The organism is Mucilaginibacter sp. OK098 (genome assembly GCF_900142915.1).
Classification (GTDB): Bacteria; Bacteroidota; Bacteroidia; order Sphingobacteriales; family Sphingobacteriaceae; genus Mucilaginibacter.
This window is the reverse complement of the sequence record NZ_FRCM01000001.1, coordinates 549,688-563,565: the sequence shown is the minus strand read 5'-3', so window position 1 is coordinate 563,565 and position 13,878 is coordinate 549,688. Positions and strand designations below refer to the sequence as shown.

The 13,878-nt window shown below is 40.6% G+C and carries 7 protein-coding genes; all 7 read left to right on the top strand.

The genetic code is table 11. The annotated features are described in order from the left end of the window. Positions 1-104 precede the first annotated feature (104 nt). On the top strand, positions 105-701 hold the full coding sequence (locus BUE31_RS02235) for an RNA polymerase sigma factor (RefSeq protein WP_073399837.1): 597 nt from the start codon (positions 105-107) through the stop codon (positions 699-701). A 176-nt stretch (positions 702-877) separates the two neighbouring features. After that, positions 878-2,053: a FecR family protein gene (locus tag BUE31_RS02230; RefSeq protein ID WP_073399835.1), complete on the top strand. Its 1,176-nt coding sequence runs from the start codon at positions 878-880 to the stop codon at positions 2,051-2,053. A gap of 290 nt (positions 2,054-2,343) precedes the next feature. Next, positions 2,344-5,688, top strand: coding sequence for a TonB-dependent receptor (locus tag BUE31_RS02225; protein WP_073399833.1), 3,345 nt, complete (start codon positions 2,344-2,346; stop codon positions 5,686-5,688). Positions 5,689-5,698: 10 nt separating this feature from the next. Further along, the gene (locus tag BUE31_RS02220) at positions 5,699-7,216 is read left to right on the top strand and encodes a RagB/SusD family nutrient uptake outer membrane protein (RefSeq protein ID WP_073399831.1); all 1,518 of its coding nucleotides are present in this window, start codon (positions 5,699-5,701) and stop codon (positions 7,214-7,216) included. 64 nt (positions 7,217-7,280) lie between these two features. Continuing rightward, positions 7,281-9,236 (top strand): SGNH/GDSL hydrolase family protein, encoded by a 1,956-nt coding sequence (locus BUE31_RS02215; RefSeq protein WP_073399829.1) that lies wholly within the window; start codon positions 7,281-7,283, stop codon positions 9,234-9,236. A gap of 183 nt (positions 9,237-9,419) precedes the next feature. Next, positions 9,420-11,774 (top strand): glycoside hydrolase family 95 protein, encoded by a 2,355-nt coding sequence (locus tag BUE31_RS02210; protein WP_073399827.1) that lies wholly within the window; start codon positions 9,420-9,422, stop codon positions 11,772-11,774. Positions 11,775-11,778: 4 nt separating this feature from the next. Next, complete coding sequence (locus tag BUE31_RS02205; RefSeq protein WP_234997735.1) at positions 11,779-13,872, top strand: alpha-amylase family protein; 2,094 nt, start codon at positions 11,779-11,781, stop codon at positions 13,870-13,872. Positions 13,873-13,878: the final 6 nt, after the last annotated feature.

The following is a 13,878-nucleotide window of genomic DNA, read 5'->3' as shown; positions in this document are numbered from 1 at the left end:
TTCAATTATTCAGCTTTGCATCTCAAATTTTTATTTATGTTTACAAACGCTAATTTAAGCCACCCGGCTAAATAGACCCAATTTCGGCGGTACTTACAGATTAAATGAGAATTGAAGATTATAGTGAATCCGAGCTTGTCGCATTATTGCAAATGGACAATATAAAAGCATTCGATCAGCTTTATAAAAAATATCATGCTCAGATTTACAATAATATTCTTCGGCTTCTAAAAGATGCTGATGAATCAGAAAATATATTACAGGATCTATTTATAACCCTTTGGGAAAAACGTTTTTCTATTGATCCTCAAAAACCAATAGCAAACTGGCTTTTCCAGGTGAGTTATAACAAATCAATAACCCAGTTAAAAAAAAATCTAAAGCAATCTTTAGCTTTTAAACAGATTGAAAACGACATGATGTTAGCTGATGAGAAAGATGTATATTTTAGAGAGGCAAAGATAAAAATACTTGAAGAAGCTTTTGTTAAGCTATCCCCACAAAAAAGAAAGGTATTTGATTTATGCAAGATCCAGGGCAAATCCTATGAGGAAACCGCCCGGGAGTTGAATATTTCCAAACACACGGTTAAAGAATATTTATCTGTTGCCGTTAAAGCTGTTAAAGAATATGTTGAACAGCATCCTGTTAATAATGTCGTATTTATTTATATAATAGTGGCTTTAAAAATAATGCTGTAATTTATTTTACTATTATTTTAAAAAAAACCTCCAATGTCCCCCCCCTTTTTCTTCTTTGCGGAGTATTAGTACATAATAAACCATTATAAATTACCTTTTATTAAGTTTTTTGAATTGCCTGGATAATGTATTCATGTATTCTGCAGCATTTTAAAAAATCAACCTAAAACAGTTTTATGCAGGACGACAAAAAATATCTTTTGCAATTGCTTGATAAGAAAGAGTTGTCTTTCCCGGAAAAAAGCTGGCTTTTAAATTATATCGAAAACACAGATCAGGATGTATTATTAGAGATACTTGAAAATCAATTTACAAATAATTTAAATCAATCACCTTCAATAACTTCGGAAAGGAGTGTTAAGATCCTGGCCGAAATCCATCAAAAAATACGCTTGCCGGAAACGCCATCGAATATTTTCCAATTATGGATGAAGCGTGTTGCAGTAGCAGCGTGTTTTATAGGTGTAATCTCTGTAGGAATCCTTTATTTAACCAGGAAAAACTCAAATAACCTTGCCGCAAATCATCATAAACCTAAAACATTTACAAATGATGTAAACGCAGGGGGGCAAAAAGCGACACTTACATTAGCAAATGGCGCCAGGATCTTGCTGGATGATGCAAAAAATGGTACACTATCCAGTCAGGGTAATACAAGGGTGATCAAAACAAACGGAAAGCTAGCCTACAATGCTGACAAGAATGATTTAATTGGTAATGTTTATAACACTGTATCAACGCCGCGGGGCGGACATTACCAGGTTGTCTTGCCTGATGGTAGCCAGGTTTGGTTAAATGCAGCGTCATCAATCCGTTTTCCAACAGCTTTCACTGGTAAGGAACGAATAGTAGAAATTACTGGTGAAGCTTATTTTGAGGTAGCAAAAAATAAAACTTTACCATTTGTTGTAAAAGTTAATAATTCAGAAGTAAGGGTTTTTGGTACTCATTTTAATGTGATGGCTTACACAGACGAGGCAGCTATTAAAACAACTTTATTAGAAGGTTCTGTCCAGTTTAGTAATGGTTTGGCAAGTTGTATGCTTAAACCCGGCGAGCAGTCACAATTAAATAAGAGTGGACAGGTTAAAGTTATCTCAGGCGTAGATGTTGATAATGCCATCGCATGGAAAAACAACATGTTTAATTTTGAAAACACTGATATAGAAGTTGTTATGCGTCAATTATCCAGATGGTATGATGTTGATGTGGTCTACAATAAAAAAGTTAACGATCGTTTTTTTGCAGAAATCCCAACCACATCTAAGCTATCTGAGGTGTTAAAGGCGCTGGAATTAACCGGAAAAGTAAATTTTGATATTCAGGGCAGGAAAATTATTATAAACCCTTAAATAAAAGCTAACCAATTAACAATTTATAAACTTAAAACCCCATTAGATGATAATAGATATATAAACCCACATTTGCTGATTTATAATCAGCCCCTTTTTCAATATTAATTAGTCTGAAAAATTAAACCGGAAGTGTTGGTACCACCCCCGGTTGCTGTTCAGGCTATACAATATTGACGTGTTGCGCACTCTTTATTCTTAAACCCAAACAAAACAAATTTATGGAATTAATTTCGAAATGTAACCTCCTGCTCTTTAGCCGGGGTAACCTTCTCAAAAAACTTCTGATAATGAAGCTAACTTTAATCATACTTTTAAGTTTAACACTGAGCAGTTTTGCGAATGTGCTTGCTCAAAAAGTCAATTTAAATGAAAACAATACTTCTCTTAAGGTTATATTTAAAAAAATCAGGAAGCAAACCAATTACACATTTGTATTTACTGAAAGCCAAATAAATAAAGCTGATAAGATAAGTATACACATAGAAAACGCTTCAATTGAAGATGCACTTAAGGCCTGTTTTGAAAAGCTGCCGTTGAGTTTTACTATTTACAACAAAATAATTATTGTAAAAGAAAGAGAAAAAACTCCCAAAATATCAAATGATGAAAAACAGGCTCCAATAATTATTAACGGAAAGATAATTGATGACAAAGGCCTTCCTTTACCTGGGGCTACCATTACAGAAAAAGGAACGGCAAATGGCACTACAAGCAAAGAAGACGGCTCCTTTACCATCAAGGTTACAGGTGAAAACGCTGTCCTGGTAGCTTCCTTCCTTGGCTTTCAACAAAAGGAAATAGCAATAAATGGGCAAACCAATATCGTGATTACTTTAAATCCGATAGACTCAAGACTTAATGAAGTGGTTGTTGTGGGTTATGGCACCCAAAAGAAAGTTAATTTGACGGGTGCAGTTTCATCTGTTACCGGCGAAACATTGAATAAACGCCCGGTTGTGAATCCTGCCTCCATGCTGGAAGGTCTGGCACCTGGCGTACAGGTAAACACCGGCTCTGGTGAACCAGGTAATGAAAGTGTATCTATCCGGATCCGCGGTAACAGTACATTTAGCGGTGCGGGTTCAGATCCATTAGTATTGATCGATGGCGTCCCCGGCAGCTTTAACGATATTAACCCAACAGATATAGACAACGTATCTGTGTTGAAAGATGCAGCTTCTGCATCTATATATGGCTCAAGAGCGGCCAATGGCGTTGTGCTGGTTACCACCAAACAAGGTAAAGCCGGGCAAATGTCGGTTACTTATGATGGCAACGTGGGTTTTTCCAGTGCTACTAAAATGTTTAAACTGGTAACCAACTCGGCCCAGTATATGGAAATGTTTAACCAGGCGCGCATTAACAGTGGTACAACAGATCCTGGCTCGCTTTATCCACAGGATCAGATCGATCTTTACCGTAACAGTACAGACAAACTTCACTATCCTAATACCGATTGGCTAAGCCTGATATTCAGAACGGCTCCCACACAAAATCATAACCTGACATTTAGTGGCGGTACTGACAAAACTACTTATAATGTATCATTGGGTTATATTAATCAAAATGGTATTGAAAGAGGCTTTGATTATAAACGATACAATGCCCGGATCAATTTAACTTCAAAGGTTAACAATCATATTAAATTCGGAACCAATGTGCTGTTAAAATCAGGCACAAGGGATGCTGTCGCAGGTAATCCTTCATCACCCAGCCAATGGGACGGTTCTTCCATGGACCTCTTTCTTTCGGCCATGTCACAAGCACCTACTTATGGCCCGTACCTGACTGATGGCAGCGGACATTACACCTACAAAGCCTATGACTTTGAGTATAATAATAAGAACCCGATAGCTGTACTGGATCAAAACTTTACCCGGGTAACTAATGATTACGCCGTAAATGCACAAGGCTGGGTTGAAGTTCAATTCAGTAAGGATCTTTCCTGGTACACCAAAGGTGCGGTGAACTTTAACATGGATAAATACAAGGATTTTAAAGCAACCCTTGATGAATACAATTTCAAGACCAATCAACTGCAAACCTCGTTGGACCTGGGCAAAGGTTTAACAGACCAGGACGAACAAACGGTATATACCAATTTATATAGCTACTTAAATTATGCGCATGATTTTCACGGGCATAATATTAAGGCGCAATTTGGCTATAGCATTGAGCAAAGTAAATATTCATACTTACAGGGCTATCGCAAGAACTTTCCTGATTTGGATTTACAGGAACTGAACGCAGGTGGTTCAGACATACAAAATGCTTACGGTACATCTAATCAATGGGCTTTGATGTCATACTTCGGCCGTTTGAATTATGATTACAAAGGTCGTTACCTGTTGGAAGCTAACATCCGTGATGACGGAAGTTCAAAATTTGCGGGTAAGAACAAGTGGGGAGTATTTCCATCGTTTTCAGGAGGTTGGCGGGCCACCGAGGAGCCTTTTGTAAAAGCCATGAATTTAACCTGGCTGGATAATTTTAAGCTCAGGGGATCATGGGGGCAGTTAGGTAACCAAAATATCGGTAACTATCCTTTTCAGGCATTGCTGAACCTTACCGGAAATTACTCTTTTGATAACTCAACCCTTACAACAGGTGTAGCGCAGCAAAACCTGAACAACCCGGTTATTAAATGGGAAACAACCACAATGACCGATATTGGTTTAGATGTCGCCATTTTCAAAAACTTTAATTTAACAGCCGATTGGTATAATAAAACCACATCTGATATTTTAAGGCAGGCACAGGTTACCGCTGTGGTGGGCTTATACGCTCCTACTATTAATGATGGTGTGGTGAACAACCGCGGTATTGAGCTTGGTTTAACGTACTACAATGTTGTGCGTGATGGTGCTTTAGGGGGCCTTGCCTATAACTTTGGTGTTAACGTTGACCATAACCACAACAAGCTGGTAAAATTTGGCCAGCAGGAAATTGGTGGTTATACCATTAATCAAAACGGGCAGCCCTGGAACTCCTTTTATATGCTGCAGGTGATCGGGATATTCCAATCAGCAGCTGAGGTGGCCAGTTCACCCAAGCAGTTCTCTGACTCTACCCTGCCCGGCGACCTGAAATATAAAGACGTTAACGGCGATGGTAAAATTGACCAGAATGACCGTACCATTATTGGTGGTGTATATCCTAAATTGAACTATTCATTTAATCTTGGGGCAAGTTTTAAGGGCTTCGATCTTTCGACTATGTTCCAGGGGGTTTACGGAGTTAAATCATACGTATCCGGCTGGGGAACTATTCCGTTTGTTCAAGGGTCTTCACCAACTACAGATTGGTTAAATGCCTGGACGCCTGAACACCCGTCAACCACAATGCCGCGCATTTATTTTGGGCAGAGTGCGCCGGATAAGATCGGCCGTCCATCTACTTTCTTCCTGCAGGATGCATCGTATTTAAGGCTTAAGAACCTGGTGTTTGGGTATACCATTCCGGCCCAGGTAACCAAAAAAATTGGCATAAACAGGCTAAGGGTTTACTTTGCCGGCGATAATTTATTAACCATAACCAAGTTCAAAGGCCTTGATCCTGAGCGTTATGGTAACGGAGACCTGCAATACCCGCAAAATAAAATATACTCTTTTGGTGTAAATGTTTCTTTTTAATTAACCCTACATGAAAAATCGAATTATAATAACCATCATATTAATTACATCGCTGTTTTTAGATGCATGTAAAAAAACGTTGGATCTGAACCCTTTAGATCAGATTGCCACTTCAACCTTTTATAAGTCAAAAGCCGATTTTGATGAGGCTCTTGCTGCTGTGTATGCCTCTTTGCAACCAGAGGAATTTGCGGTAGGCATAGGTTTCAGGGATGGCTTTACGGATAACGGATATAATCAGTTTAACTCGGGTAGCTCTAAGGATTTTGTTCAGGGTAATTTTAACCCAACTACCAGCGGTTACGAAACCGCGATTTACAATGACAGCTATACCGGTATTGCCCGGGTAAATTTGTTTCTGCAGAACCTGGGAAACTACAAAGGTGCTGATATTTCTGATGCACAAAGAAAAGTGTATCAAGGCGAAGTAAGGTTCATCAGGGCTTTTTTCTATTTTCAGTTATATAGCATTTATGGCGATGTACCATTGGTGTTGCAACCGCTTGATCTGAGTAATCAAAAACAGCCTAAAGTACCGGCTGCACAAGTTTTGACCCAGATCACCGCAGATTTGGATTATAGTATTGCCAACCTGAATACTGCTGCTTACTATGCCAATGGCGGCCATGCGGCGGCATCTTCAGCAAAAGCTTTAAAAGCAAGAGTGTTGTTATTTGCCGCTTTTGGCAATACAGGTACACCAGACCCGGCTATGCTTACGCAGGTGAGAGACCTGTGCCAGGACCTGATGGGACAATACAAGCTGAGTACCAATTTTGAGGATATATTCAGGGATGCCACGCAAAAAAATAATACCGAGATCATTTTCTCTATTAACTTCCTGGCGCCCAATAATACAGCGCCCTGGGATCTGTACTACGGCGACTGGGATGCCTGCGCCCCGCTACAAAACATGGTTGATGCGTTTGAATGTACAGATGGCCAGCCTTATGGCACATCTCCATTAACCGATACCAAAAATCAATTCAACAACCGCGACTCACGCTTGCGTAAAACCGTGTATGCAGATTCTGTTGATTTTGGTCCTGGCAAGGTGTATCACCCATCAAACCTTCGCCCTACCGGTTACGGAACCATTAAATTCCTGGAGCCTAATAATATGCCTTATGGCTTTTCTACTTTGAGCCAGCAGGATGCCGTTATACTACGTTTAGGTGAAGTGATGCTGATGTATGCCGAAGCTCAAAATGAGATTGCCGGTCCGGATGCTACAGTTTATAAAGCGATGACCGATCTGAGGGCACGTGTAAATATGCCGCCATACCTTGCAGGTTACACTAAAGATCAGATGCGCGAGAGGATAAGGCATGAACGCAGGATCGAGCTTGCTTTTGAAGGTTTGCGTCATTATGATCTTTTAAGATGGCACATTGCCGGGCCGGTACTTAACGCGGTAAAAACCTCCCTCATCAATTATCATTTTGAAGATAAGTTCTATCAATGGCCATTGCCCCAAACCGAAATTGATAAGAGCGGTGGTGTATTGAAACAAAACCCTAACTACTAATTATACAAAAAAAGGAGTTATTTTAGCATAACTCCTTTTTTGTAAATCAATAAAACCCGTATTAATGTTTAAACGTGTTCAATTATTCTTATTAATTTTTTGTGCCCCATATTTGTTAAGGGCACAAACTACTGTAGCCAATGCTGAAAACTGGATGGGCTTTAAGCGTGTTTTTATTACGATAGATAACCACAAAGCATATTATGTAAAGCCGGATAATCCACTTCCCGGTAATCCCTGGGTTTGGCGTGCTTCTTTTCCCGACTGGCATACCCAAATGGATAGCCTCCTGCTAAAAAGAGGCTTTTATGTAGCCTATATTAATGCAGATGACCAATATGGTAACCCGCAGGCTATGCAGATTTGGGACAAATTCTATAAGTATTTAACGGAAACAGTTTCATTAGCCAGGCAAGCGAGCCTTGAAGGGGTAAGCCGGGGTGCTTTGTATACAATGGCCTGGGCTAAAAGAAACCCTGATAAGGTAAGTTGCATCTATAACGAAACTCCTGTTTACGACTTTAAAAGCTGGCCCGGCGGAAAAGGCAAAGGCCCCGGTGATACAGCCGCCTGGAAACAATTGAAACAGGTATGTAATTTTACGGAACAACAGGCAATGGATTACCGGGATAATCCTATTGATCATTTGGAAGGCCTCGCCGGCTTTAAGGTGCCGGTTTTAAATGTTATCGGCATCAATGATGAATTAGCACCGCGGGCAGAGAATACAGATCTGTTTGTACAACGGTATACCACGTTAGGTGGTCCAGCAAGTATTTACCCTGTAACAGATGGCCCCCAGGAACTGCGCGGGCATCATTTCCCTATTAAACATGCCGGGCTTTATGCTGATTTTATCTTCAGTAATTCGTACCCTGTAAAAAAGACCTTGCCTTATACAGATTATTTTAAGATAAGGACCGGCTTGCCCCATTTTTTCGAAGCAGCATCCAATAAAAGGAAAGTAACCGTTGCCTTTCTTGGTGGTTCGATAACCTATAATCCTGGTTGGCGGGGAAAAACATGTGCCTACTTGCAAGAGTGTTTTCCCGAAACGGAATTCCATTTTATTGCTGCAGGCATCCCTTCTTTAGGCAGCTTGCCCCATGCGTTCCGTTTACAAAGGGATGTTTTGGATTCCGGGAAGATCGACCTGCTTTTTGTGGAAGCAGCCGTAAACGACCGGGTTAATGGTACGGATAGCCTTACCCAGGTCAGGGACCTGGAAGGAATTATCAGGCATACCAAACAAAACAATCCTTTAGTGGATGTTGTAGTGATGGAGTTTGCCGACCCTGATAAAAATAAGGATTACAGTAAAGGGATTCTTCCGGTAGAAATAGAGAATCATGAATTAGTTGCCGGGCATTATCAACTGCCATCCATCAACCTGGCTAAGGAAGTGTATGATAAATTAAAAAATAATGAATTTAGCTGGGCCGATGATTTTAAGGACCTGCACCCTGCACCCTTTGGACAGGAGATTTATTTTGAAACGATTAAAAGCCTGCTACAGGCTTGTCGTGAAAATTATGCCCTGCAAACACGGTCTATCAGCCCAAATCTGATCATACCAAAACCATTGAATAAATTCAGCTTCAACAACGGTAGCTATTACCCGCTTACCCAGGCCAAGCGGGACAGCAAGTGGACCTATACTGAAAACTGGAGCCCACAGGATCACCTGGGTACGAGGGATGGTTTTGTACATGTTCCGGTACTAAGTGCTGATCAGCCGGGAGCTTCATTATCATTAGCATTTAAGGGCACAGCAATCGGTATAGCTATAGTATCAGGCGCTGATGCAGGAATGGTCACCTATTCAATTGATGGGGGCCCATCAAAAACCATTGACCTTTATACTCAATGGAGCAGTTTTCTCCATTTACCCTGGTACCTTTTACTTGATGGAAGCCTGGCAAACAAAGGGCATATATTAAAATTAACAATCGCAGATAGTAAAAACGCAAATAGCAAAGGAAATGCCTGCCGGATAGTTACTTTCTTTAAAAATGATTGATCAGTTTCTCAAATGCTCATGGGTAATAAAAAGCCGATTGTTTTATTAAAAAAAGTAGGATAGTCCATTTTTATTGAAGATTTATCCATTTTAAAGCAAAATATTATGTTGTAATTTTAGTACGACCAATTACATTAAATAAACCCGTATAATTCCTGATCTATCCTGATAAAAATTAACATTATGATTAAAAAACTGCAATTACTTTTAACTGTATTATTTACAGTTTTATGCCGCGTTGGCTTTTGCCAGCAAAACAACTTACAGCTTTGGTATAATAAACCCGCAGCCCATTGGGAAGAAACTTTACCATTAGGCAATGGCCGTTTAGGCATGATGCCTGATGGAGGAATTAACAGGGAAAACATTGTATTGAATGATATTACCCTATGGTCTGGTTCGCCGCAGGACGCGAATAATTATAATGCCTATAAAAGCTTGCCCCGCATCAGGCAGTTGCTTGTCGAAGGTAAAAATGATGAGGCACAGCTTCTTGTCGACTCTAATTATATCTGTAAAGGGCCCGGATCAGGCAGCGGTAACGGGGCTAATGTTGCTTTCGGATGTTACCAGGTTTTGGGTAACCTATCTCTTAAATTTAGCTATAATGGACAACCGGCAGATAGTGCAAAAATTGAAAATTATAAACGGACCTTAAATTTAAATACCGCAACAGCTGCCTGCTCCTATAAATCAGCCGGGGTAACTTATACCCGTGAGTACTTTACCAGTTTTGGTAACGATGTCAGCATTGTTAAACTCTCTGCGGATAAATCCGGACAGCTTAATTTTTCCATAGCGCTTTCCCGGCCTGAAAGGGCAACTGTAAAGGCGGAAGATGGCATGCTCCAAATGTATGGGCAACTACCGAGCGGTTCAACAGCACCGGGGATGAAATACCTAACCCAGGTAAAACCTGTTTTAAATGGCGGCGCTGTAAGTATTAATGGTGATGAGCTTGTAGTAAAAAATGCAACAAGCGTTATCCTTTACATTTCAACCGGCACTAATTTTAAAGATCCGTTTTATAAACAAAAGGTAGCTTCAACTTTAAATAAAGCCATACACATCAACTATAATGCAGAAAAAGCTCAACATTTAAGCTATTATCATAAGCTGTTTAACCGGGTACAGCTGTCTTTCGGCGATCAATCCGTACCTAATATACCTACAGATGAACGCCTGGTAAATTATCATACTAACCCAGATGCCGACAAGGCTTTCCCGGTTCTATTTTTCCAGTTTGGGCGTTACTTATCTATTTGCAGTACCAGGGTTGGTTTGTTGCCGCCAAATTTACAGGGTTTATGGGCCAATGAGATCCAAACACCATGGAACGGGGATTACCATTTGGATATCAATGTACAGATGAATCACTGGCCCGTTGAAGTATCCAATCTGCCGGAGCTTGACCTGCCATTAACAGAGTTGGTAAAAGGGATGATGAAAAATGGTGAACGTACGGCAAAAGCCTATTATAATGCCGATGGCTGGATTGCGCATGTAATTACAAACGTATGGGGCTTTACCGAACCCGGCGAAAGCGCCTCGTGGGGCATCACCAAATCAGGTTCAGGCTGGTTGTGCAATAATTTATGGCAACATTATGAATTTACAATGGATAGGAAATACCTGGCAGAGATCTATCCTATATTAAAAGGATCCGCCCAATTTTATAACAGCACGCTGGTACACAATACTAAAACAGGTTGGCTGGTAACTTCGCCTTCTTCATCACCCGAAAATGGTTTTTATCTTCCTAACGGTAAAATAGCAAGCATTTGTGAAGGGCCTACAATTGATAACCAGATCCTTAGGGAATTATTTAATAACGTGATTACTGCATCAAAAACATTGGGCATAGATGCATCGTTCAGAAATTTGCTAACTTCAAGACTTAAGCAACTTCCTCCCCCGGGTCGAATTGCCAAAGACGGCAGACTAATGGAATGGCTGGAAGATTATAAAGAAACAGAAGTACATCACCGGCATGTTTCTCACTTGTATGGCCTATACCCTGCCTCTCTCATTACGCCCGAATCAACACCTGAGCTTGCAGAAGCTTGTAAAAAAACACTGGATACACGCGGCGATGACGGGCCGAGCTGGTCAATTGCTTTTAAACAGCTCTTTTGGGCCAGATTACATGATGGCAACCGTGCATATAAACTATTTACAGAAATGACAAGTCCGACACTAAAAACCAATATTAATTACGGCGCTGGTGGAGGTGTTTATCCTAATTTGCTTTCAGCCGGACCACCGTTCCAAATTGACGGCAACTTTGGGGCCGAGGCCGGAATAGCTGAAATGCTGATCCAAAGTCATGCGGGATATATTGAATTATTGCCAGCTATGCCAGATGCATGGAAATCAGGTGGAGAAGTAAAAGGATTAAAGGCCCGGGGTAACTTTACGGTCAGTTTTAAATGGAAAGACGGCAGGGTAACCAGCTACCACATAAGCTCCCCTGCTTCAAAAATGGTGAAACTAAAAGTAAACGGACAGGTGAAAGAAGTAAATGCTGAAAAGATCTAACCTCATGAAACAACATAAAATGATCTGGAAGATAAATGCTCATTCATTACGGTTAGCAGTCCTTTTTGTAGTTATATCTTTACAATCGTTAATCCCTGTATTTGCAAAAGCTCCTGTACAAAACAAACTAATTTCAATGAGTTATGGTAATAAGGGAACTGTTACCTATGACTTAAAAAGCGGAACTTTCACTATTTATAAAAACAATAGCCGCATTGTATATAACGCTTACTCCTCTGTTAAAATAAATGGCAAAACATTATCCTCGAAAGATTATCCGGAACGAAGCTATTCACATGTAGCTATTACTGATGGTTTTGGTAAGGGAGAAAAACACGTAATTACGTTGAGCAATAAGGATATCCCGCAAATGAAACAAGTATTCTATACCTATCCCGGTCGTGATTTTTTGACCGTAGTGGTGGAAGTAGCCGGAAAGGATTTAAAAAGTAATTACATGGTCCCGTTAACCGGGAATTTTGTTTCTATCAAGGGTGATGCCAAATCAGTATTTTTTCCTTTTGATAATGACACTTTTATCAGCTACGAGGCAAAGCAATTTACTGCACCTGGCAGTGATACAAGCGCCGAGGTGGGGGCTGTTTTTGATAACCAAAGCCGCAATGGAATTATTGCCGGGTCATTAGAACATGGTATTTGGAAAACAGGTGTGCGGACCGCCTGGTACCGGGAAGGAAATCAAATTGAGGTCTGGGCCGGGTACTCTTCACAAAAAGTTACAAGGGATGAAATAGCGCATGGAGAAATTAGCGGATCTATACTTAGATCCCCCAGGGTATTTGTCGGTTATTTTTCCGACTGGAGGAATGGGTTAGAAGAATATGGCAAAGCTAACCGCATTGCAGATCCGCCTTTTGTGTTTAACTGGACGAAGCCTACGCCTGTTGGCTGGAATAGCTGGGGCGTGATCCAGGATAAATTAACTTTTGAAAAAGCCGTAAAAGTAGCCGACTTTTTTGCCGATAGCCTAGCCGCTTTTCGTATAGGCAAAACTGTTTATATCGACCTTGACTCCTACTGGGACAAAATGGTAAAAGGCAGTGATTTTAGTAAGTTAAAGCAATTTGCTGATTACTGTAAATCAAAAGGATTGCAACCCGGAGTTTATTGGGCGCCGTTTACCGATTGGGGGCATAAGGCTGGTCCGGATAGAAAAGCTGAAGGCAGTAATTATAAATTTGGTGACTTGTGGACCAGGGCAGGTAATGGTTACCACGATCTGGACGGAGCAAGAGCATTAGATCCCACCCATCCGGGTACACTGCGACGGATTGATTATTTTATCGGCCAATTTAAAGCATGCGGATTTAAAATGATAAAGATTGATTTCCTGGGTCATGCTGCGGTAGAGTCATCAAAATTTTATGATACTACGGTAACTACGGGAATGCAGGCCTATCGTAAGGGAATGGAGTATCTAATACATCAGCTTGACGGGCAGATGCTGGTTTACGCAGCCATTTCTCCAAGCCTAGCAACAGGAAGATATGTGCATTCGCGACGGATTGCGTGTGATGCCTTCCAAACAATTGCTCATACTAAGTACACGCTTAATAGTGTCACTTATGGATGGTGGCAAACCTATTTATATAATTATCTTGATGCAGACCATGTGGTTCTGGATCACCAATCGGAAGGCGAGAACAGGGCGCGGATGTTATCCTCCATTATTACCGGAACGTTCATTACCGGGGATGATTTTTCTGAACATGGCCCTTGGTCAAAACATGCCAGGCAATGGTATCAAAATAAGGAATTATTGAAAATTATTGAAAACGGAAGGGCATTCACACCTGTGGATGCGGCAATTGGAACAGGCACTGCAAATATGTTTAGCCGCAGGATAGGGAATTATCTGTATGTAGCAGTTTTCAATTATGATACAGATGCCAAAACGCTGGTAATTGATGCAAAACGAATTGGATTACAACAGCCTGGCTTTTATGAGGGGACCGAGCTGTTGCAGGGGGGTGAAATATCTTTTAATAATCATACACAGATAAATGTACCGGGCGCGGATGCCCGCTTGTTTAAATTTAAAGTTGATCCTAAAAAACATGGTAATTCAATGAAATAAAAAACT

Excerpts from the sequence above, each read along its gene's own strand:
- BUE31_RS02235 (WP_073399837.1), top strand. The coding sequence starts at position 105 with ATGAGAATTGAAGATTATAGTGAATCCGAGCTTGTCGCATTATTGCAA.
- BUE31_RS02230 (WP_073399835.1), top strand. The coding sequence starts at position 878 with ATGCAGGACGACAAAAAATATCTTTTGCAATTGCTTGATAAGAAAGAG.
- BUE31_RS02225 (WP_073399833.1), top strand. The coding sequence starts at position 2,344 with ATGAAGCTAACTTTAATCATACTTTTAAGTTTAACACTGAGCAGTTTT.
- BUE31_RS02220 (WP_073399831.1), top strand. The coding sequence starts at position 5,699 with ATGAAAAATCGAATTATAATAACCATCATATTAATTACATCGCTGTTT.
- BUE31_RS02215 (WP_073399829.1), top strand. The coding sequence starts at position 7,281 with ATGTTTAAACGTGTTCAATTATTCTTATTAATTTTTTGTGCCCCATAT.
- BUE31_RS02210 (WP_073399827.1), top strand. The coding sequence starts at position 9,420 with ATGATTAAAAAACTGCAATTACTTTTAACTGTATTATTTACAGTTTTA.
- BUE31_RS02205 (WP_234997735.1), top strand. The coding sequence starts at position 11,779 with ATGAAACAACATAAAATGATCTGGAAGATAAATGCTCATTCATTACGG.